The sequence below is a fragment of the Streptomyces sp. MS06 genome, assembly GCF_047200655.1.
Taxonomy (GTDB): domain Bacteria; phylum Actinomycetota; class Actinomycetes; order Streptomycetales; family Streptomycetaceae; genus Streptomyces.
In genome coordinates this window covers 18,368-39,921 of sequence record NZ_JBJZOJ010000033.1, presented here as the reverse complement: position 1 = coordinate 39,921, position 21,554 = coordinate 18,368, and the positions used below count along the sequence as shown (strand labels likewise).

The window sequence follows — 21,554 nt, the reverse complement described above, 5'->3', positions numbered from 1 at the left end:
ACCGCAGCCGTCGAAGCGACCGCCCGACTCGGCAGTTCCGCGGCAACCGCCCGACTCGGCAAGTTCCGAAGCGACCATCCGACTCGGCAGCCTCCGGACCCACGGCGGGGACGCCGCAGAGTGCCGCTCGACGATCCGGCGGGCAGGGCGGCGTGCTGCTGCCGCGGTGCACCGCCGCCGGTTCAGTCGCCGCCGGTTCAGTCGCCGCCGGTTCAGTCGCCGCCGTCGTCCTCGCTCACCCGGAGCACGATCTTCCCACGGCGGTGCTCCCTCTCCAGGGCCTCGTAGGCGGCGCGTGCCTCGGCCAGGGGAACGACACGGTCCACGACCGGGACGAGCCGGCCGTCGTCGATCAGCCCGGTGACCGACTCGAGCCCGGTGCGATCCGGCTCGACGACGAAGAACACGCCGCGTGCCGAGTGCGAGGCGGCGGCGTCCGGATCCGGCGGCTGCACGATGCTGACCAGCGTGCCGCCCGGGCGCAGCACGCTCCAGGAGCGGGCCTGGGTCGCGCCGCCGACCAGGTCCAGCACGACGTCGGCGCCTTCGACGTGGTCCTCGAAGCGGTCGGCGGTGTGGTCGAGGACCTGCTCGGCCCCGAGTCGCCGGACGAATTCCCGGTCCGCCGCCGAAGCCGTGGCGGTCACTCGCGCGCCGAGCGCCACGGCGATCTGGACGGCGAAGGAGCCGACGCCTCCCGCTCCGCCGTGGATCAGGACGTGCCGGCCGGCGGTCACGGCGGCGTGGGTGACCAGCGCCTGCCACGCGGTAAGGGCAGCCAGCGGAACGGCCGCGGCCCGGACGTGGTCGAGGCCGGAGGGCTTCACCGCCAGCAGATCCGCCGGGACGGTGACGTACTCCGCGGCCGCTCCGTCACGGGTGAACGGGATCAGACCGTACACCGCGGTTCCCGCGGGCGGGCCGGACGCCCCCGGGCCGAGTGCGGCCACGACTCCGCTGACCTCGTGCGAGGGAATGGTGGGCGTCCGGTCCGCACCGGTCCCGTCGAAGCTGTCGGTCCAGGTGGCGTCCCAGGCCAGCTCCCCTCGGGTGACGGAGGCGGCGTGGACGGAGACCAGCGCCTCGCCGGGGCCCGGCTCGGGTCGTGGTGCGCTCTCGTACACCAGTTGCTCGGGGCCCCCGCGCTCGTGGGCGCGTACCGCGCGCATGGCGGTCATCGGTCGATCACTCCTCGCCGTGACGGCGGCGCTCCGCCCGGCCTGGCCCGGCGCGGGAACGCTGCGGGCCCGGTGGCCCGAGCCCAGCATGCGCCGGGTGGGGCCGGACGGCTTGTCCCGGACGGCTGAAGGAGTGGTGTGCGGGTCGCACGGTTGCGCCGCGCGGCCCCTGCGGCGGAGCCGCCCCGGCAGCGCGGGCCGAGGTGCTCGGCCGGTCTCGGCGGCGTAGCTCCGGCCCAGGGTGGGGCCGTGCCCTGCGAGGCCGCTCATCAGGTCGCGTCGCGCGCCGGGCCGGGCAAGGGCGAGGGGCAGGGAGGGCATGAGCAGGGGCGGGGCGAGCGCGGGGAAAGGAAACAGCAGGGGAAGGGAAACAGAAAAGGGCCCTCGCCGGCTCTTGCCCGCGAAGACCCTTCGCACCGTCGGGACGACAGGATTTGAACCTGCGACCCCTTGACCCCCAGTCAAGTGCGCTACCAAGCTGCGCCACGTCCCGGTGCCCGCCTGACCTGGGGTTTCCCCCGGCAGAACGTGCAGGAAAACCATACCGCACTCGGGCCGATGGTCGCGCACCCCTTTCGCCCGCACCGAGGGGCGGTCCGGGCACCGGCACCGACCCACTTGACCTCAAGTTCGGTAGAGGGTGCAGGCACACTCACGAAGGGGCGCCTGGAGCGGGTCCGCACCGCCTCCGAGGTCGCCGTCCACCCCTTCCGGGACCGTGCTGTCCGGACCTTCCGGGCAGCACCCGCAGCCGGGATACCGGCGGCGACCCCCAGCCGGCCGGGCAGGCCCAGAACGAGCGATCCACGGCCAAGGTGCTCCGCAGCCGCAGGAGCGGGCCGTATGCCTTCCACGCGGAACCTCCTCTCCTCGGCGGACGGGGGTCGTCGAGGCGGACTGGATCTCCGGGCCCGGGAAATACCACGGAGATGGTTTGTTAAGCCTGTTGACATACATGCGGAGCCTTGCATACCGTCCGCCGTCGAAGCGCTTCGACGAGCCGCATCGAAGGCATTCGACGCGGCGCTCACACCGTTCGTCCGGCTCAGGTGGAGGTCACGTTCAATGATGAAGGTGCGCAGATCGGCAGTAATCGCCGCGGCGGCCCTTGCGGGCACGCTGCTGATCGCTTCGTGCGGAAGCTCCGGCAGCAGCGCCGAGGGCGACGGCAAGACCCTCAAGCTCTGGCACTACGAAGGTCCCGACAGTGCCATGGGCATCGCCTGGAACCAGGCGATAGCCGAGTTCAAGAAGACCCACCCCGGAGTCAAGGTCGAGTTCGAGGCGAAGGGCTTCGAGCAGGTCCAGAAGACCGCCTCGATGGTGCTGAACTCCAGCAACGCCCCCGACGTCATGGAGTACAACAAGGGCAACGCCACTGCCGGCCTCCTGGCCAAGCAGGGCCTGCTCACCGACCTCACGCCCCAGGTCACCAAGTACGGCTGGGACAAGCTTCTCAGCCCGAGCGTGTCCACCACCAGCAAGTACGACGCCAAGGGCGTCATGGGCTCGGGCAAGTGGTACGGCATCCCGAACTTCGGCGAGTACACGATGGTGTACTACAACAAGGACCTCTTCGCGGAGAACCACGTGAAGGTCCCCACCACATTCGACGAGTTCACCGACGCGCTGCAGGCCTTCAAGGCCAAGGGCATCACCCCGCTCGCCAACGGCGGCGCCGAGTACCCCGCCCAGCAGTACCTGTACCAGCTCGCCCTGTCCAAGGCCGACCGCAACTGGGTGGACTCCTACGAGCTCTACAAGGGCAGGGTCGACTTCCACGACGCCGCCTGGACCTACGCCGCCAACACGTTCGCGGACTGGGTCAAGAAGGGCTACATCGCCAAGACCAGCAGCAGCGCGAAGGCCGAGGACGCCGGGGTCTCCTTCATCAGCGGCAAGGCACCGATCTTCTTCTCCGGCACCTGGTGGTTCGGACGCTTCACCGCCGACAACAAGTTCAAGTGGGGCTCCTTCCTTTGGCCCGGGTCCAAGCTCACCCTCGGCTCCGGCGGCAACCTGTGGGTCGTCCCCAAGAACGCCAAGAACAAGCAGCTGGCCTATGACTTCATCAACATCACGTTGAAGAAGCAGATCCAGAACACCCTGGGCAACCACGGCGGCGTCCCCGTCGCGGCCGACCCGGCGGCCATCACCGATCCGGGCTCCAAGGGTCTGATCCGGAACTTCAACAAGATCTCCTCCGAGGACGGGCTCGCCTTCTACCCCGACTGGCCGGTCCCGGGCTTCTACGACGTCCTGGTCTCCGCCACCCAGAAGCTGATCACCGGCAGCGCGAGCCCCAGCCAGGTGCTCGACGAGCTCCAGAAGGCCTATGACGCGGGTGCCCCCACGTCATGAGTCCACAACCCCTGCGACTGCGCAACCCGTACGCGCTCTACCTGGTCCCCGGTGTCGTCGCGTTCCTCGCGGTCATCGTCGTTCCGTTCGCGATGAACATCTGGTTCAGCTTCACCCACTGGCAGGGCGTCGGCACGCCTACCTGGGCCGGGCTGGACAACTACCGGGAACTGCTGAAGGACTCACGGTTCTGGGAGTCCTTCAGGCACAGCGTCGCCATGGTCGCGGCGATGGCGGTGGTCCCCACCGCCATCGGCCTCGTCGTGGCCGCGGCCCTGTTCGACTTCGTCGGCAAGCACTTCGGCTCGAAGCCGGCCAGCGTTCTGCGCGCCTGCTTCTACCTTCCCCAGGTCCTGCCGATCACAGTGGCGGGCATCGTCTGGAGCTGGATCCTGGCCCCCGGCAACGGCTCGCTCAACGAGCTGCTGAAGGCGGTGGGCCTGGGCTCGCTCCAACAGGACTGGCTGGGTGACCCGAAGTTCGCGCTGTGGAGCGTGATGGCCGTCATGGTGTGGGTGCAGTTGGGGTTCCCCGTCGTGATCTTCATGGCGGGGCTCCAGCGGGCCGATCCGTCGCTGTACGAGGCGGCCGAGCTGGACGGGACGAACTGGTGGCAGCGGTTCTGGCATGTGACGCTGCCCCAGATCCGGCCCGAGATCTACGTGGTGATGCTGTGGTGCACCATTGCGGCCCTCAAGGTCTTCGGTGCCGTCTACGTCCTGACCAAGGGCGGGCCCGCCGACGCGACCATCGTGCCGTCCTACTTCTCCTTCTCGACCTTCTTCGAGAAGACCGAGGTCGGCTACGGCTCGGCGATCGCGACGGTGCTCACCGTCATCATCCTGGCGCTGACCATGGTCGGCTTGCGCTTCCAGACCCGCGCGGAGGACGAACAGTGAAGGCGGTAAAGCGCTACCCGGTGCTGGTGGCGATCAGCCTCGGCGGGATCTTCATGGTGCTGCCGCTCCTGATCGTGCTCAACAACGCGCTGAAGTCGCCTGCCGACTATTCCGCGCACGGCCCGCTCGCGCTGCCTCACGGCATCAGCCTGAACGCGCTGAGCGACTTCTGGACCCGGGTCGACTTCGGGCGCGTGCTCCTGAACTCGGTCCTGATATCGGGGTCGGTGGCCGTGTCCGGTGTCGTCCTCTCGGTGCTCAACGCGTACGCGATCGGCATCGGCAGGATCAAGGGACGGGCCTGGATGCTCGGCTTCTTCGTGCTGGCCAACGTGCTCCCGCAGGAAGCCCTGATCTACCCGCTGTACTACCTGGCCAAGGAGCTGGGACTGTACGACACCAGGCTCAGCCTGATCATCGTCTTCAGCGTCATACAAGCGGCCTTCGGCACCTACCTCCTCTCCTCCGTGCTCGGGGCCTTCCCGAGGGAGATCATCGAGGCAGCCAGGATCGACGGGGCCAACAGCTGGCAGATCCTGTGGCGGATGGTGGTCCCGGTCAGCCGGCCCACCCTCGGTGTCCTCATGGTGTTCTTCTTCATCTGGACGTGGAACGAGTTCCTGCTGCCCCTGGTCATGCTGCCGTCCAACGACAACCAGACCGTCTCGGTCGCGCTCGGTGTCCTCCAGGGCCAGCGGCTGATGGACGCGACCATGACCAACGCGGCCGGCCTGCTCGGCGCGCTGCCCGCCATCGTCTTCTTCCTCGTCTTCCAGCGGACCCTGACCCGGGGCATCGCCGTGGGCGCCGTGAAGTGACCCGTGCCCGGACGGCGACGTCCGCGCACCCCCTTCGGGCGGAGCCCCCTCAACGCCCGCCCGCCGCTGTGCCTTCCGCCCGTCCTGTCTCGAGCGGAAAGGCACAGCGCCCTGTTCCTCCACCCCGTACTGCGCACATCGGTAGCCCCTACCGTGAAAGGCATCGACCATGAAGTTCACCGACGGATACTGGCTGCTGCGAGAAGGCGTCACGGCGGCCTATCCGGCAGAAGTCCTCGATGCCGTTCCCGGCCCCGGATCGCTCAGGGTCTACGCCCCCACCCAGCACATCCGGAACCGTGGCGATCTCCTCAAGGGCCCGGTCGTCACCATCGACTGCACCGCCCCGATGCCCGGCGTGATCGGCGTGCGAATCACCCACTTCGAGGGCGAGGTCGACACCGGCCCGCACTTCGCCCTCACCCACGAGCCCCACAACGCCGTCGTGTCCGTCGACGAGCGGGAAGCCGTACTCATCTCCGGCGAGTTGAGTGTGCACTTCGGCCTCGACGGCAACTGGCGCATGGCGTTCCAGGCCGACGGTCGCACGCTCACCAGCAGCGATACCAAGGCCATGGCCCTGATACAGACGGGCGACGGACGGCACTACGTCCGCGAGCAGTTGCGGCTGAACGTCGGCACGTCCGTGTACGGGCTCGGCGAGCGTTTCGGACCGCTGGTCAAGAACGGCCAAAGTGTCGACATCTGGAACGCCGACGGCGGTACCAGCAGCGAACAGGCGTACAAGAACGTCCCCTTCTACCTCACCGACGCCGGCTACGGGATCTTCGTCGACGACCCGGGCAAGGTCTCCTTCGAGGTCGCCTCGGAGCAGGCCTCACGTGTCCAGTTCAGCGCCGAACGCCAGCAGTTGCAGTACTACGTCATCCACGGACCCACCCCCAAGGAGATCCTCGGCAAGTACACGAGCCTGACCGGCCGGCCCGCGCTGCCGCCCGCCTGGTCCTTCGGACTGTGGCTGACCACGTCCTTCACCACCGCCTACGACGAGCAGACCGTCACCGGATTCGTCGACGGCATGGCCGAGCGCAACCTCCCGCTCTCCGCCTTCCACTTCGACTGCTTCTGGATGCGCGAGTTCAACTGGTGCGACTTCGAGTGGGACCCGCGGGTCTTCCCGGATCCTGAGGGCATGCTGCACCGCCTCAAGGACCGTGGCCTGCACATCTGTGTGTGGATCAACCCGTATATCGCCCAGCGCTCCCCGCTGTTCGCCGAGGCCAGGGCCGCCGGGCACCTGCTGAAGCGCCGCGACGGCAGTGTGTGGCAGTGGGACCTGTGGCAGCCCGGCATGGCCCTGGTCGACTTCACCGACCCGGACGCCTGCGCCTGGTACGCGTCCAAGCTCGAGGCCCTGCTCGAGATGGGCGTCGACTGCTTCAAGACCGACTTCGGCGAGCGCGTCCCCACCGACGTCGCGTACTTCGACGGCTCCGATCCCGAGCGCATGCACAACTACTACACTCAGCTGTACAACCAGACCGTCTTCGACGTGCTGCGCAAGCACCGCGGCGAGGGCGAGGCCGTGCTGTTCGCCCGCTCGGCAACCGCCGGCGGCCAGCAGTTCCCGGTGCACTGGGGCGGCGACTGCGAATCCACCTGGGAGTCCATGGCGGAGTCGCTGCGCGGCGGCCTGTCCCTGGGGCTGTCCGGCTTCGGCTACTGGAGTCACGACATCGGCGGCTTCGAGGGGCTCCCGGACGCCGGCCTGTTCAAGCGCTGGATCGCCTTCGGCATGCTCTCCTCGCACAGCCGCCTGCACGGTTCGTCCTCGTACCGTGTGCCGTGGCTCTTCGACGAGGAGGCGGTGGACGTGCTGCGCACGTTCACCGAGCTCAAGCTGAGCCTCATGCCCTATCTGTACGGATCCGCGTACGAGGCGCACACCCAGGGCATCCCCATGATGCGCGCCATGGTCCTGGAGTTCCCCGAGGACCCGGCCTGCGCGCCGCTGGAGCGCCAGTACATGCTCGGCCCGGACTTGTTGGTGGCACCGGTCTTCTCGGAGACCGGCGAGGTCTCCTACTACGTGCCCGAGGGAACCTGGACCCACTTCACCACCGGCCGCACGGTCACCGGACCCCGCTGGGTACGCGAGACCCATGACTACTTCGGTGTCCCGCTTCTGGCGCGGCCCGGCGCCGCGATCCCGGTCGGCGCGGTCCATGACCGCCCGGACTACACTTGGGCGGAAGGCGTGACCGTCCGCGTCTTCCAGCCCGCCGACGGCTCCCGGACCATGGTGCGCATTCCGCGCGACGACACCACCGCGGTGGAGATCACCGTCGTCCGCGAGGACGTCACGCTGCGGGCCGAGACATCCGACGCCTCCCTGCCCTGGGGCATCGAGGTCGCGGGCGGTCCCTCGGCCCGGGCCGAAGCGGGCACCCGCGTCCTCACCCTGGAGCTGCCCGGGTCCTGACGGACGCGTCCGCCCATCACACGTCATCGACAAGGGAGTTGCATGGTCAAGATCGCTGACGTGGCGAGGCACGCCAAGGTGTCCCCGAGCACCGTCAGTTATGCGCTCAGCGGGAAGCGGCCGATCTCGCCGCAGACCCGTCAACGCATCGAGGAGAGCATCCGCGTCCTGGGCTACCGGCCGCACGCCGGGGCCCGGTCGCTGGCCAGCAGCCAATCCCGCGTGCTGGCCCTCGTGCTGCCGCTGCGCAAGGGCGTCCACGTCCCCGTGCTCATGCAGTTCGCCACGTCGGTGCTCACCGCGGCCAGGGAACACAACCACGACGTGCTCCTCCTCGCCCAGGACGAGGGTGACGAAGGCATCGTCCGCGTCGCCAAGAGCGCGATGGCCGATGCGTTCATCATCATGGACGTGGAGCTCGAGGACCGCAGACTCCCCCTGCTGCGGACCCTGGACCAGCCGTCCGTGCTCATCGGCTTCCCCGCCGACCCGACTGGGTTGACCTGCGTCGATCTGGACTTCCGGGGTGCCGGCGAGGCCTGTGTGGAGCACCTTGCCGCACTCGGGCACCGCAGCGTCGCCCTGATCGGGTCACCGCCCGAGGTGTACCTGCGCGGTACCGGCTTCGCACGGCGCGTGACCGCGGGTTTCACGGCCGCCGCCGACCGGCTGGGGATGCGCTCCATCGCTCATCCCTGCCCCGAGACACCGGCCGCGGCCCGTGCGATGGCGGAGCGGCTGATCCGCGAGGATCCGTCGCTCACCGCGGTCGTCGTCCACAACGAGTCGGTCATCCAGCCGCTCATCGCAGCCTTCACCGCCATGGGCCTCCGGGTTCCGCAGGACCTGTCGGTCATCGCGATCTGCCCCGACGAGACAGCCGAGCAGGCGCTCGTGCCCATCACCTCGGTATCCATACCCTCCGACGAGATCGGCACCCGTGCGGTCGGCCTGCTCATGGCCAAGCTCGTCGGCCGGGACGCTCCCGAGACGACCGTGCTGCCTGCCCGCCTCACCCCGCGCTCCACCACCGCGCCGCCGGGGTCGCTCTGACCCCCGGCGCCGAACCGGCGCGCGCACCGCGGGGGCGGGTGTCCGCCCCCGCCGCGGAGCGCCTGTACTTCGTCGAGGGCGGCAATGGGGGGCGGGTACTCCGCCGAAGAAAAGCGGCGCCGGTGACGGCGATCGCCTTCGCGGGGCCGGCCGCGCCGGATCGGGCTGCGGCCCGTGCTGCACACCTTCGCCGGCTTCCCGGTCGAGCGGCCCTTGGGGAGGTGCGGGGCAGGTGGTCGGCCGCGTTCCGGCGCCGGCGGGCCTACCGGTCCGCCGCATGCACGCGGGGCGCAGCGCGAGGAGGCCGCCGACGCCGTGCCGGAGCGGGGAGTCCCGCCGGATCATGCCGCGCGGGGCCGGGCGGGCCCTGCGGGCGTCACTCCGGGCGGAGCCCCAGCTCCGGGTGGGCTTCCTGGAGCCGGGGCGGGGCGGCCTGGCGCCAGGAGTCCGCGAGGACGTCCCGCAGTTCCTCCTCGTCCTCCAGGGCGGCCAGCCGGACGCGCACCCAGGCGAACTGGGCTTCGTGTGCGGCGATCCAGAACTTCTCCGGCTCGGCGAGGACCAGTTCGCCGCGCTCCTCCCGGGGGCAGCGCACCGCCATGGACGTCTCGTCCTCCGGCAGGGTGGCGAACATCTTGCCCGCGACCCGGAAGGTGGGCATGCTCCAGGCGAGCTTCTCCGACGTGTCCGGCAGGGACAGGGCGACACGGCGTACGTCTGCGGCTTCCGACATGGACGGCACCGTAGCTGCCCCCTCTGACAGTGCCGACCGTCCGGTGATCAGTCTGCCGCAGCCTTGCCGACGTGCTTGTAGTACAGCGTCGTGGGGCGCAGGGTTCCGTCCGGGCTCGCCGCGTAGTCGGGGATCGTTCCGGCTCGCGCCCATCCGGCCGCGCGGTACAGGTGCTCGGCCGGGCTGCCGGTCTCGGTGTCCAGGTGCAGCAGGCCGACACCGGCCGCCCGGGCCGCCTGCTCGGCGACGGTCAGGAGCCTGCGCCCCAGTCCCCGGCCGCGGGCGTCCGGGTGCACCATCAGCTTGGTGATCTCGGCGCGGTGCCGGCCGTTGGGCATTCCGGGGAAGACCAGGCTGACGGTGCCGAGCATCCGGTCGTCGGCCTGCGCGGCCCACACCGCGCGCCGCCCGCCGGCCACCTCGCCGGCGCACCGGGTCCACCAGGCGGCGGCCTCCGCCCGGTGGAGGGGGGCGAGAAAGCCGACGGAGGCCCCGGCGTCCACCGTGGCGGTCAGCAGGCCGGCCAGTTCCCCGATCGCGTCCGGGAGGAGCCCGGCGTCCAGGCGGCGCACGATCACGGCAGCACCACCGCCAGCAGGTACCGTGCGTGGGCGTCGCCCGTGCACCGGAACCGCGTCGGGCCCCACACCCGCATCCGCAGGCAGTCACCGGTGCGCAGCCGGTGCGCGACGTCCTGAACGGTCACCTCCAGCGCCCCCTCGCGCACCCAGAGGTGCTGTTCCAGTCCGGCGACGGGCGGCCGGTCGTAGGCGATGTCGGCGCCCGGTGCGAGCCGGCCCTCGACGAGTTCGCCGCGCAGTCCGGCGTGCGGCGGGGACACGGCCCGCCGTTCGAACCCGGACGCGTGGTCCTCCCACACCGGTTGCTCGGCGGCGCGGACCAGCAGGGCGGGCTCCGCCTCCACCTCGCCGAGCAGCCGGGACATGGTCCGCCCGTAGACCCGGCAGAGGCGGTTGAGCTGGGCGGCGGTGGGGCTGATCTCGGCGCGTTCGGCGCGGGAGAGGGTGGAGCGGCTGACCCCGCTGCGCTCGGCGAGTTCGGTGAGGGACCAGCCGGACTGTGCGCGCAGGGCGGCCAGCCGGGCGCCGAGCCGGAGGTCCACGGAGTCGGGCGCCGCCCGGTCCCCGGCGTCCGCACCGTCCCCGGGGGGTGGGGTCGCACCTGCTCCGGCGGAAGGTTCGCCCGTGCCGCCGGGGGCGGCGTGATGGGCGGGCTCCGGCAGGCCGCCGGGGTGCCCCGCACCGTGCGGCGGCGGGTCGCTCCATGCGCTTCGTCTCATGTCCGGGACGATATCCCGAAAATGAGACGGGCATGTTACGTGCGGCTCAGTGGGCGGCGGCCCCGGTCAGCGCGTCCAGCACCGGTCTGATCAGGGGGTGGTCCTCCGCACCGCGCCGGACCGCGGCGAAGACCCGCCGCGTGGGGGCGACGCCGTCCACGGGGCGGACGACGACGCCCGCCAGGTCCATTCCGCGCAGGGCCGAACGCGGGACCACGGCCACGCCGGCGCCGGCCGAGGCGAGGGCGACGACGGCGCGGAAGTCGTCGGAGGAGTGTTCAAGGCGGGGCTGGAACCCGGCGCTCTCACAGGCCAGGACGACCACCTCGTGGCAGGGGTTGCCGGGGTAGGGCCCGATCCACGGCTCCTTGGCGAGGTCGGCGAGGGGGACCTCGCCGGCGCCGGCGAGCCGGTGGCCGACCGGGACGACCGCGTCGAACGGCTCGGCGTACAGGGGCACGTGGGTGAGGCGCGGATCGTCGGCGGGCGGGCCCCCGCGGTACTCCACCGCCACCGCGACGTCCACCTGGCGGTCCAGCACCATGGGCAGGCTGGCGTCGCCCTCGGCGTCCTGGACCCGGATGCGGATCCCGGGCGCGGTCCCGGCCAGCCGGGCCACGGCCGGGGCGACGACCAGCGCGATGCCGGTGGCGAAGGCCGCGACGGTGACCGTGCCCGCCGCACCGGAACCGTAGGCGGCCAGCTCGGCCTCGGCCCGCTCGAGCTGGGCGAGGACGGCGTTGGTGTGGCTGAGCAGGATCTCGCCGGCCGGGGTGAGGCGTACGCCCTTGGCTCCGCGCTCCACGAGACGGTGGCCCGTCTCCTGTTCCAGCGCGGTCAGCTGCTGGGACACGGCCGAGGGGGTGAGGTACAGCGCGGCGGCGGCCGCGGTGACCGTGCGGTGGTCCGCCACCGCACGGAGGATGTGGAGCCGCCGTGCTTCGATCATGCGACCGATTATCTCAAGGTCGGGGGACCGGCCGCTCCGAGGGGCGGGGCACTCAGCCCTCCAGCTCGGCCCGCGCCGCCACGAAGGCGTCCACCGCGCGGTCGACGTCGCCGGTGGAGTGCGCCGCGGACAACTGGACGCGGATGCGGGCCTGCCCCTGGGGGACGACCGGGTAGGAGAAGCCGATCACGTACACACCGCGCTCCAGCAGCAGCTCCGCCATGCGCGCCGCCTTCGCCGCGTCGCCGATCATGACGGGGGCGATGGCGTGGTCGCCGGGCAGGACGTCGAAGCCCTCCTCGGTCATCCGGCGGCGGAACAGGGCGGTGTTCTCGGCGAGCCGCACCCGCAGGTCGTCGGCGGACTCCAGCAGGTCGAGGACCTTGAGGGAGGCCGCCGCGATCACCGGGGCGAGGGTGTTGGAGAACAGGTACGGGCGGGACCGCTGCCGCAGCAGGGCGACGATCTCGGCGCGTGCGGCGACGTAGCCGCCGGAGGCGCCGCCGAGGGCCTTGCCCAGGGTGCCCGTGATGATGTCGACGCGGTCCATCACGCCGTGCAGTTCGGGGGTGCCGCGGCCGGACGGACCGACGAAGCCGACCGCGTGCGAGTCGTCGACCATGACCATCGCGTCGTAGCGGTCGGCCAGGTCGCAGATCTCGCGCAGCGGGGCCACGTAGCCGTCCATGGAGAACACGCCGTCGGTGACGATCAGGCGGCGGCGCGCGCCGGACGCCTCCTTCAGCTTCGCTTCCAGGTCGGCCAGGTCGCGGTTGGCGTACCGGTGGCGGCGGGCCTTGGACAGGCGGATGCCGTCGATGATCGACGCGTGGTTGAGCGCGTCGGAGATCACCGCGTCCTGCTCGCCGAGCAGCGTCTCGAACACGCCGCCGTTGGCGTCGAAGCAGGAGGAGTAGAGGATGGTGTCCTCCTGGCCGAGGAACGCCGACAGGCGGGCCTCCAGCTCCTTGTGCACCTCCTGCGTTCCGCAGATGAAACGCACCGAGGCCATGCCGTAGCCCCAGCGGTCCAGGGCCTGGTGCGCGGCGGCGACCACGTCGGGGTGGTCGGCGAGGCCGAGGTAGTTGTTGGCGCAGAAGTTGAGGACCTCGCCGGGGCGGCCGCCCGCGGTGACGCGGACGGTCGCGGACTGCGGGGTGCCGATGACCCGCTCCGGCTTGTGCAGGCCGGCGGCACGGATCTCGTCGAGGGCGGCGCGCAGGTCGTCGCGCACGGAGTCGAACATGGCAGAGCTCCTAGAAGTGGGGGCGGTTCACCGGTCAGACGGTCCAGTCGAGGACGACCTTGCCGCCCCTGCCGCTCGCCGCGTCGGCGAACGCCGCCTCGAAGTCCCGGTAGGCGTAGCGGCCGGTGATGACGGGGGCGAGGTCCAGGCCGCCCTCCAGCAGGACGGTCATCGCGTACCAGGTCTCGAACATCTCGCGGCCGTAGATGCCCTTGAGGGTGATCATGGAGGTGACGATCCGGGACCAGTCGACCGGGAACTCCTCGGCGGGCAGGCCGAGCATGGCGATCCGGCCGCCGTGCGTCATGTTGGCGATCATGCCGCGCAGCGCCTCTGGATGGCCGGACATCTCCAGGCCGATGTCGAAGCCCTCGCGCAGCCCCAGCCGCCGCTGCCCGTCGGCGACCGTCGACGTGGAGACGTCGAGCGCGAGGTCGGCGCCGACCTTGCGGGCGAGTTCCAGCCGCTCCGGGCTGACATCGGTCACCACGACGTTCCGGGCGCCCGCGTGCTTGGCGACCGCGGCTGCCATCAGCCCGATCGGTCCGGCACCGGTGATCAGCACGTCCTCGCCGACCAGTGGGAACGACAGGGCGGTGTGCACGGCGTTGCCGAACGGGTCGAAGATCGCGGCCACGTCGAGGTCGACCGGGACCCGGTGCACCCACACGTTGGACGCGGGCAGCGCCACGTACTCGGCGAACGCGCCGTCCCGACCCACTCCCAGCCCGACCGTGGCCCGGCACAGGTGCCGCCGGCCGGCCAGGCAGTTGCGGCACTTTCCGCAGACCAGGTGGCCCTCGCCGCTGACCCGGTCGCCGACGGCGATGTCGGTGACGTCGCGGCCGGTGTCGACCACCTCGCCGACGAACTCGTGCCCGAGCACGAGCGGGGTGCGGATCGTCTGCTGCGCCCAGCCGTCCCAGGACCGGATGTGCAGGTCGGTGCCGCAGATCCCGGTGCGCGCGACCTTGATCAGCACGTCTCCGGGTCCGACGGCGGGTTCCGGGACGTCGGCGAGCCAGAGCCCTGGCTCCGCCTTCTCCTTGACCAGCGCCTTCACGCTACGGCTCCTGTGGGTCTCGACGGTTCCGCACCCGGACGCGGGCGCACCGAAGGAGCCCGTGCCGGGAGGGAGAGGGGAATCGTGCAGCAATCTGCCGTACGGTGCCCTCCCCGGTCCATCGAGGATTTCTTAAGCGGCGCCTCAGCTCTGCTTCACACCCCGGCCGCACCGCCGCCGGCGGCGGTGGTGCTCACAGCGGCAGGCCGTCCTCCGCTCGGCGTTCGAGCCGCACGGCGAGTTCCGCGGCGGTCGCCTTGATGGTCCGCAGTCCCTGCGTCCCCCAGGACCGGGGGCTCTGGTCGGCGACGCACACCGTGCCCAGCACCGTGCCCGTGGTGTCGATGAGCGGCGCTCCGAGGTAGGAGTGGATGCCGTACTCGTCGACGACCGGGTTGCCCGCGAACCGCGGGTAGTCCCGGACGTCCTCCAGGGCGAGGGCGCGGCGGCGGGCGACGACGTGGGGGCAGTAGCCGTGGTCCCGCGGCAGGGTCCGGCCGAGTTCCGGCTGCGGGCGCTCACCGGGTGCGGGCAGCGGGGGCACCGGGACGCGCAGTCCCGCGAAGAACTGCCCGCCCTCGTCGAGGAAGTTCACCATGGCGTACGGGGCACCCGCGAGGCCGGCCAGGTGGCCCGCGAAGACGTCGAGGGCGGGGTCGGGCCGCTGCTCCAGGCCGAGTTCGCGCAGCCGCCGGACGCGGGCCGGGGCCTCCCTGTCCTCGGGGGTGAGCAGCAGCCGACCGGGGGGACGCGGCGGGTCGTAGCTCATGGCCGGGCTCCGGCGGCGGTGCGGGCGTGGGGCATGGACGGGCTCCCTGGGCGGTGTGGGATCACTTCGGCGTCGACGGGGACGGCAGTTGGGCGCCGCGGTTCTGCTCGGGCGCGGCCGGGGCGTGGGCGATGAGATGCCGGACCAGGGTGAGCAGGGTCTCCACGCCGGACGCGGAGATCCGCGCGTCGCAGCGGACCACGGGGATCTCCGGCTGCAGGTCGATCGCGGCGCGCACCTCCTCGGGGTCGTAGCGGTGGGCGCCGTCGAACTCGTTCACGGCGACGACGAATCCGAGGCCGCGCTCCTCGAAGAAGTCGACGGCGGCGAAGCAGTCCTCCAGCCGGCGGGTGTCGGCGAGCACGACCGCGCCGAGTGCGCCCTCGCAGAGTTCGTCCCACATGAACCAGAACCGCTCCTGCCCGGGTGTCCCGAACAGGTAGAGCACGTGCTGCGGATCGAGGGTGAGGCGGCCGAAGTCCATGGCGACCGTCGTCTCCATCTTGTTCTCGATCCCGTCGAGGCGGTCGGTCGCGGCGCTGACGGTGGTCAGCAGTTCCTCCGTGGACAGCGGTGCGATCTCGCTCACGGCGCCCACGAAGGTGGTCTTGCCGACGCCGAAGCCGCCGGCCACCAGGATCTTGAGCGCGGTGGGGAAGGGGTCGCCTCCCCTGAAAGGGTCGCCTCCGTCGGCGCGGGCCGGGTCAAAGCTGTCGTCGTAGTCCATCGAGCACTGCCTCCAGAAGGGCCCGGTCGGTGGGATGGTCGTGGAACGCGGGGGGTTTGGTGGTCAGGGCGCCGCAGTCGACGAGGTCCGACAGCAGCACCTTGGTGACCGCTGCCGGCAGCTTCAGGTGAGCGGCGATCTCGGCCACCGGAAGGGGCACGCGGCACAGGTCGAGCGCCTGCGCGTGTTCAGGTCCCAGGTAGCCGAGGGGGGTGACCCCGGTCGCGCGCACCTGCGACATCAGGTCGAGGTCGACGCTGGGCCGGGTGCGGCCGTTGCTGACGGTGAACGGGCGCACGAGCCGACCGGCCGCGTCGTCGAGCCAGGGCCCGTCGCCGGCCGCCGCCACGCTCAAGGCCTCATCACCGCGGGTTCGGCGGCATGCTGGCGGGGCGCCGTCACGAGGTAGGGGCGGACGCTCTTGACCAGCATGGCCATCTCGTAGCCGAGGACTGCCGCGTCGGCCTCTCGTCCGGCCATGACGGCGAGGCAGGTGCCGGAGCCGGCGGTGGTGACGAACAGCAGGGTCGAGTCGAGTTCGACGACGACCTGCCGCACGTCGCCGCCGTCGCCGAAGCGCACGCCCGCGCTCCGGCCGAGGGAGTACAGGCCGGAGGCCAGGGCGGCCATGTGGTCGGCGCTGTCCGGGTCGAGACCGTGGACGGACTTCACGAGTCCGTCGCAGGACAGCAGGACGGCGCTGATGGTGTGCGGTACACGCTGGACGAGGCCGCTCATCAGCCAGTCGAGGTCGGATGCGTGGCCGGTCGGCGTGTCGCTCGCCATGGTGGATCGACTCCTTGGGGTGCGGGGGTCTGCGGGAGTGTGGGGGACGCGGGTGGGGTGGTGGGTGCGGGTGGGATTGCGCGCGGTCATCCGTTCGGCGCGCCCCCGTCGTGCCGGGTGGTGCTCGGACGGCCGGAGGAGGGTCCGGTGCGGTCGCGCCCGTTGGGCGTCTGGCGGGCTGCGGGCACCGGGGCGATGTCTGCGGTGGTGATGCGGGTGAAGTCCATGGGGGGCGAGGGGGCCGTGGGGGCCGTGGGGGCCGTGGGGGGTGGTGCGGTCGGGGGAGCCGCGTCCGGGGCGGGGTTCCGGGCGGGGCCGGGGCCCGGGAGACCGCCGGGGGCGGTCACGATGTCGTCGCGGACCTGCGGGGAGCCGGCCGGGGCGGTCGGAACACCGGTGCCGGCCCCGGCGGACTCGGCGGACTCGGCGAGGCCGATCCCGCGGCGGAAGGCGGCCATCAGGCCGGGGTCGTGCCCGGGAGGCTGCTCGGGCTCCTGGCGGGGGGCGGGCCCGCCGCGCAGTTGGGGGGCGAGGTGCTCCTGGGCTCGGCGCCGGGGCAGTCCGGGCTTGCCGACGGTGCCGCGGACGGCTCCGGTGCGCGGGACCGCCGGCTCGCCCGCCCCGTCCTCGACGACGGACCGGGCACCGGACCGGATCCCGGGCGCTGCGGCGGCCGGGTTGGTCCGGTCCTCCCGGGGTCCGCGCACCGGAAGGGGGGCGGGGGCGCCGCCGGGGTGCCTGCCGGGCTTTCCACCCGGTGCCGGTTCGCCGCCCGTGGCCGGTGCCGCGGCCGGGGGGTCCGGCGGGGCGGGCAGGGCGCCGTGGCCCGGGCGGAGCTGCGCAGCGGGCGCGGGCTCTGCGGGGGTGGGCGGTGCGGGGGTGGCGGGCGGAGCTGCGGCCGGCAGGGTGGGGTGCGGGCGGCCGGGCTTGGCGGCGGACTGCGGGGCGGGGCGCCGCTGCCGGTGGGGCACCGCGGCTGCGGCGGGTTCAGGTCCGGCCGCGGTGTCCTGCGGCAGGGCCCGGGCGCCCGGATCGTCCGGAGCGGCGCCGAGCAGGTCCTGCGGGACGACGAGTACGGCCTGGACGCCGCCGTAGATGTTGCTCTGGAGGCGGACCCTGATGCCGTGCCGCCGGGCGAGCTGCGAGACGACGTACAGCCCGATCCGGCCGTCGGCCAGCAGCCGCGCGACGTTGACCTGGTCGGGGTCGGCGAGCAGGGCGTTCATCCGGTTCTGCTCCTCGGCCGGCATGCCCAGGCCGCGGTCCTCGACCTCGACCGCCAGACCGGAGGTGACGAGACCGGCGCGCAGCAGTACCTGGGTCTGCGGGGCGGAGAACACCGTGGCGTTCTCGACGAGTTCGGCGAGGAGGTGGATGACGTCGGCGACGGCGTGGCCGCGCAGCCGGCCGTCGACCGGCGGTACGAGCTTGACCCGCGAGTACTGTTCCACCTCGGCGATGGCGGAGCGCAGTACCTCGGTCATGGAGACGGGGTTGCTCCACTGGCGCCGGGAGACGGCGCCGCCCAGGACGGCGAGGTTCTCGGCGTGGCGGCGGATCCGGGTGGCCAGGTGGTCGACGTGGAAGAGGCCCTTGAGCAGGTCGGGGTCCTCGATCTCGTTCTCCAGCTCGTCGAGGAGGGAGATCTCGCGGTGCACCAGTGACTGGAGCCGGCGGGCGAGGTTGACGAAGACCTCCAGCTTCTGCTCACTGCCGGTCCGGGTGGAGAGCTGTGCGGCCTGCACGACGGCGGTGACGGCACCGTCGCGTGCACGGGCGAGGTCCGCGGCGAGGAGTTCGAAGTCGTCGGCGTGTTCGGGGGGTTTGCTGCGGCTCCTGCGGGTGGGCGGGGCCTCGCCGCGGCGCAGCGCCTCCACGAGGGCACGCAGTTCCCCCTCGGCGCGGGCGCTGCCGTGGCGCAGCGCGCCGATGCGCTCGTGGACGGAGCGCGCCGCGCGGTCGGCGGCCACGGCGGCGATGAGGATGCCGGCGGCGGTGACCGCTGCGGCGCCGGAGAGCACGGCCCAGAGCATGGGGCCGGGGCGGGTGCCGGCGGAGCGGACCGTGAACAGCACGGCCGCGCAGGCGCTGAGGGCCACCGCGATCGGCGGGAGCACGGCGAGCCGCAGGAGTTGCGGCCGTATGTGGGCCTCGGCGACGGAGGGGAGGTTGCGGGCTACCGGCCGCCCGTGCCGCCCGCCGCCTTCACGGCGGTCTGCGCGTGCGGCCGGTGCGCGGAGGTGAGACATCGGGGTCCTCGTGCTGTTCCGTCGGGTCCGTCGGGCCTGTTTGCTTGCGCGTGGTGCGCAATTCCTGTTGTGCGCCCGCGCGGTGCCGGTCGACGGAGCCGAAGAATTCGTCCCACTGTCGCCCGACGGACACTCACAGTAGTCGTCGATGCGTCAGGTGCGGTGGGCAGTTGACAAAGTCGTACACGGAGCGTCCCGCTCTGGTATGAGCGGTCGTACGACAGACCGACAAGTCGGCGCTGCACACGGTCCGATACATCGACGATTCAATCAATCCCGGTCATAAGCGAGCGCAAATCTGATCAGGCGACAGGAGGCGTCGAACCGGCCGCCCGCACCGCGCGCAGTGCGCCCCGCACTCCCCCGGTCCGCCCCCCGGTCCGCTCCCGATCGGCCGCCGTCCGCCCCCGGTCGGCGAGGATCCCCCGCCCGGGCAACCGGGACCGGGGGCCCGGCACCTCGGCCGTCCGGTCCCCTCCCCTCACCTGGACGGGTGGTGCTGCGCGCCACGGCACCGAGCCGCGCCCGGGGCCACCCCCGTGCTGACAACGTGATCCGGAGTTCCGGGCCGGGACGGATTCGCCGGCCCGGCGCCCACCCCCACCCCCACCCCCACCACGCACCACGCACCGCGCACCGCGTACCGCGCGAGGAACGGAGTCCCCGTGAGACGTCACAGAGCCGTACTGCTCACCGCCCTCCTGGCAGCCGTCCCGCTGACCGCCTCCTGGGCACAGGCCGCCGGTGATCCGCATCCCGGGCACCGCATGTCGGAACAGCGCGGAGTGGTACGCAGCGGCAACCGCCCCCTGGCCTCGGCGGAGGTGTCGCTGATGCGGGCCGGGGAGGAGTTCGGCGCCGGCGCCCGGCGGCTCGCCCGGACCCGCACCGACGCCCGGGGCCGCTTCCACCTCTCCTACCGCGCTCCGCACGACCCGGACGCGGTGCTGTACCTGACCGCGGACACCGGGCGGCCGGCGGGCGCCCGGCACGACCGCGTGGCCCACCGGGTGGAGCCGGTGCGGCTGGTGGCGGTGCTCGGCACCGGGCGCCACCCCGGCAAGGCGGTCCTCAACGAGCGGACCACGGTGGCGGCGGGCTTCGCGATGGCGCAGTTCACCAAGGGCGGCGAGGTGGCGGGACGCAGCCCCGGACTGCAGAACGCCGCGGCCGTCTCGCACAACCTCGCCGACATCCGCGACGGCCGGGTGGCCCGGCTGCTCGCCACCGCTCCGAACGGCGAACGCACCTCCACCCTGCGCGCCTTCAACACCCTGGCCGACATCCTGTCGGGCTGCACCGCGGGGCAGACCTGCGACGATCTGTTCGCCCTGGCCCGGCGGCCGGGGAAAGCGGCGCCGCGGGAGACCTTCCAGGCGGTGGCGGACATCGCCCGTGCTCCCGGCAACCACGTGACGGAACTGTTCGCGCTGGCCGACCACCGCGCGCCGTACCGCCCGCGGCTGCGCAAGGCCCCCGACGCCTGGACCCTCGCACTGCGGTACGTGGGCAACGGGCACGAGCTGGACGGTCCGGGCAACCTCGCCTTCGACGCGCAGGGCACGGCCTGGATCATCAACAACTACCGCTTCAACGACGACCCCCGGAAGTCCGTCTGCGGCTCCCGCATCCTGTCCCGGCTGACGCCCGACGGCCGGGACGTCCCCGGGGCCCCGTACCGCGGCGGTGGGCTGTACGGCGCCGGGTTCGGCGTGTCGATCGACCCCCGCGGACACGTCTGGGCGGCGAACTTCGGCTTCCAGGGCGCAGGCTGTCCGATCGACGCCTCGCGGCTGTACCGCAGCGTCTCGGAGTTCGGTCCGGACGGACGGCCGCTGTCGCCGCCGCACGGATGGCGGCGGGGCGACATCCTCCAGCCGCAGGGCACCGCCACGGACCGCAAGGGCACGCTCTGGATCGCCAACTGCGGCGGCAGGAGCCTGACCCGCGTGCCCGAGGGGGACCCGAGCCGGGCGCGGAACATCGCGCCCGGAGGCGACCGGCTGGTCAAGCCCTTCGGCGTCACCGTGGACCCGCGGGGACGGGCCTGGGTGACCGGCAACGGCAGCGACAACGTGATGCTGCTGTCGCCGCGCGGCGTTCCGCTGCGCTCGATCACCGGCGGTGGGATCAAGCGGCCGATGGGCATCGCCTCCGACAGCCTGGGCAACGTCTGGGTCTCCAACGGCGGCGCGGTGGTCGCCCCGTGCGAGGGGACCACTCCGGAGATGGTCGCCGAGGCGGTCGCGGACATCGTCACCCGGCACGTGGACGCCTCGGTCACCATGATCCGCCCCGACGGCAGCACTCCGGCCGAACCGTTCGTCAACGACGGCCTGTTCCTGCCGTGGGGGATCGCCGTCGACGGCAACGACACCGTCTGGGTGGCGAACTTCGGCGGACATCGCCTGGCCAACCTGTGCGGCGCCAGGACCTCCGCCTGCCCGCCCGGACTGCACACCGGCGACCCCATCTCGCCGGCGGGCACCGGCTACACCAGCGACGGACTGGAGCGGAACACCGCCGTCCAGATCGACCCGTCCGGAAACGTCTGGCTCGCCAACAACTGGCTGAACGTGCCGGTGCAGACCAACCCGGGAGGCCGGGAGATGGTGGTCTTCGTCGGCCTCGCGGCCCCGGTGCGCACTCCCCTGGTGGGGGCCCCGCGCCATCTGTGACCACTGCGACAGGTGCCCCTGGTGACCCCGGCCACGCCGGTCCCGCCGTACGGAACGGCGGGACCGGCGCCGGCCCGCCCGGGGAACTCTCCCGGGCCTCCCACCGGAGCCTTCCGCTCCCCCTCGCGGCGCCGTCGTCTTCCTCGACCCCGTTACGGCCGAGCGGGGTTGGGGGGAGGATGGCCCCGCTCCCCCGGGCCATGACCCCCGCTCCCCCGGGCCACGACCCCCGCTCCCCCGGGCCACGACCCCCGCTCCCCGGGCCATGCCCCCGCCTCTCCGGGGCGTGCCCCCACTCCCCG

The 21,554-nt window shown here is 72.2% G+C and carries 18 protein-coding genes and 1 tRNA gene; 6 read left to right on the top strand and 13 right to left on the bottom strand.

The annotated features are described in order from the left end of the window. Window positions 1–212 precede the first annotated feature (212 nt). Window positions 213–1,178 carry an NADP-dependent oxidoreductase gene (locus ACL02U_RS19115; protein WP_412792077.1) on the bottom strand — a complete coding sequence of 322 codons (966 nt, stop codon included), beginning with the start codon at window positions 1,176–1,178 and terminating at the stop codon, window positions 213–215. A 419-nt stretch (window positions 1,179–1,597) separates the two neighbouring features. Further along, window positions 1,598–1,671: transfer RNA gene (locus ACL02U_RS19110), tRNA-Pro, on the bottom strand. 572 nt (window positions 1,672–2,243) lie between these two features. Between ACL02U_RS19110 and ACL02U_RS19105 the strand changes: the two genes are divergently transcribed. The 5 genes from ACL02U_RS19105 to ACL02U_RS19085 all read left to right on the top strand — a co-directional run bounded on the left by ACL02U_RS19105 (window position 2,244) and on the right by ACL02U_RS19085 (window position 8,752). Further along, window positions 2,244–3,539 carry an extracellular solute-binding protein gene (locus ACL02U_RS19105; protein ID WP_412792076.1) on the top strand — a complete coding sequence of 432 codons (1,296 nt, stop codon included), beginning with the start codon at window positions 2,244–2,246 and terminating at the stop codon, window positions 3,537–3,539. Further along, a complete protein-coding gene (locus ACL02U_RS19100; protein WP_412792075.1) occupies window positions 3,536–4,438 on the top strand; it encodes a carbohydrate ABC transporter permease in 903 nt (300 codons plus the stop codon). Before ACL02U_RS19105 ends, ACL02U_RS19100 begins: the two co-directional genes overlap by 4 nt. 53 nt (window positions 4,439–4,491) lie before the next feature. Then, complete coding sequence (locus ACL02U_RS19095; protein ID WP_412792112.1) at window positions 4,492–5,256, top strand: carbohydrate ABC transporter permease; 765 nt, start codon at window positions 4,492–4,494, stop codon at window positions 5,254–5,256. 169 nt (window positions 5,257–5,425) lie between these two features. Continuing rightward, complete coding sequence (gene yicI / locus ACL02U_RS19090; RefSeq protein WP_412792074.1) at window positions 5,426–7,699, top strand: alpha-xylosidase; 2,274 nt, start codon at window positions 5,426–5,428, stop codon at window positions 7,697–7,699. A gap of 42 nt (window positions 7,700–7,741) precedes the next feature. Next, window positions 7,742–8,752, top strand: a complete 1,011-nt coding sequence (locus tag ACL02U_RS19085) for a LacI family DNA-binding transcriptional regulator (RefSeq protein ID WP_412792073.1) — start codon at window positions 7,742–7,744, stop codon at window positions 8,750–8,752. 376 nt (window positions 8,753–9,128) lie between these two features. On the opposite strand, the gene ACL02U_RS19080 is transcribed toward ACL02U_RS19085, so the two are convergent. The 11 genes from ACL02U_RS19080 to ACL02U_RS19030 form a co-directional block, all read right to left on the bottom strand. Further along, window positions 9,129–9,485 (bottom strand): MmcQ/YjbR family DNA-binding protein, encoded by a 357-nt coding sequence (locus ACL02U_RS19080; protein ID WP_412792072.1) that lies wholly within the window; start codon window positions 9,483–9,485, stop codon window positions 9,129–9,131. 47 nt (window positions 9,486–9,532) lie between these two features. Beyond that, on the bottom strand, window positions 9,533–10,063 hold the full coding sequence (locus ACL02U_RS19075) for an N-acetyltransferase family protein (protein ID WP_412792071.1): 531 nt from the start codon (window positions 10,061–10,063) through the stop codon (window positions 9,533–9,535). Continuing rightward, window positions 10,060–10,608, bottom strand: a complete 549-nt coding sequence (locus tag ACL02U_RS19070) for a helix-turn-helix domain-containing protein (RefSeq protein ID WP_412792111.1) — start codon at window positions 10,606–10,608, stop codon at window positions 10,060–10,062. The genes ACL02U_RS19075 and ACL02U_RS19070 overlap by 4 nt, the downstream gene beginning before the upstream one ends. A gap of 223 nt (window positions 10,609–10,831) precedes the next feature. Then, complete coding sequence (locus tag ACL02U_RS19065) at window positions 10,832–11,734, bottom strand: LysR family transcriptional regulator (protein ID WP_412792070.1); 903 nt, start codon at window positions 11,732–11,734, stop codon at window positions 10,832–10,834. A gap of 52 nt (window positions 11,735–11,786) precedes the next feature. Continuing rightward, window positions 11,787–12,980 (bottom strand): glycine C-acetyltransferase, encoded by a 1,194-nt coding sequence (locus ACL02U_RS19060; RefSeq protein WP_412792069.1) that lies wholly within the window; start codon window positions 12,978–12,980, stop codon window positions 11,787–11,789. A gap of 34 nt (window positions 12,981–13,014) precedes the next feature. Continuing rightward, window positions 13,015–14,043: an L-threonine 3-dehydrogenase gene (gene tdh, locus ACL02U_RS19055; protein ID WP_412792068.1), complete on the bottom strand. Its 1,029-nt coding sequence runs from the start codon at window positions 14,041–14,043 to the stop codon at window positions 13,015–13,017. Between the two features lie 193 nt (window positions 14,044–14,236). Beyond that, window positions 14,237–14,812: a GAF domain-containing protein gene (locus ACL02U_RS19050; protein ID WP_412792067.1), complete on the bottom strand. Its 576-nt coding sequence runs from the start codon at window positions 14,810–14,812 to the stop codon at window positions 14,237–14,239. 61 nt (window positions 14,813–14,873) lie between these two features. Continuing rightward, complete coding sequence (locus ACL02U_RS19045) at window positions 14,874–15,539, bottom strand: GTP-binding protein (RefSeq protein ID WP_412792066.1); 666 nt, start codon at window positions 15,537–15,539, stop codon at window positions 14,874–14,876. Further along, on the bottom strand, window positions 15,517–15,888 hold the full coding sequence (locus ACL02U_RS19040) for a DUF742 domain-containing protein (protein WP_412792065.1): 372 nt from the start codon (window positions 15,886–15,888) through the stop codon (window positions 15,517–15,519). The genes ACL02U_RS19045 and ACL02U_RS19040 overlap by 23 nt, the downstream gene beginning before the upstream one ends. Window positions 15,889–15,890: 2 nt before the next feature. Beyond that, on the bottom strand, window positions 15,891–16,325 hold the full coding sequence (locus tag ACL02U_RS19035; protein WP_412792064.1) for a roadblock/LC7 domain-containing protein: 435 nt from the start codon (window positions 16,323–16,325) through the stop codon (window positions 15,891–15,893). Window positions 16,326–16,411: 86 nt separating this feature from the next. Continuing rightward, window positions 16,412–18,574 (bottom strand): sensor histidine kinase, encoded by a 2,163-nt coding sequence (locus ACL02U_RS19030; protein WP_412792063.1) that lies wholly within the window; start codon window positions 18,572–18,574, stop codon window positions 16,412–16,414. Between the two features lie 665 nt (window positions 18,575–19,239). Between ACL02U_RS19030 and ACL02U_RS19025 the strand changes: the two genes are divergently transcribed. After that, window positions 19,240–21,252, top strand: coding sequence for a hypothetical protein (locus ACL02U_RS19025; protein WP_412792062.1), 2,013 nt, complete (start codon window positions 19,240–19,242; stop codon window positions 21,250–21,252). Window positions 21,253–21,554: the final 302 nt, after the last annotated feature.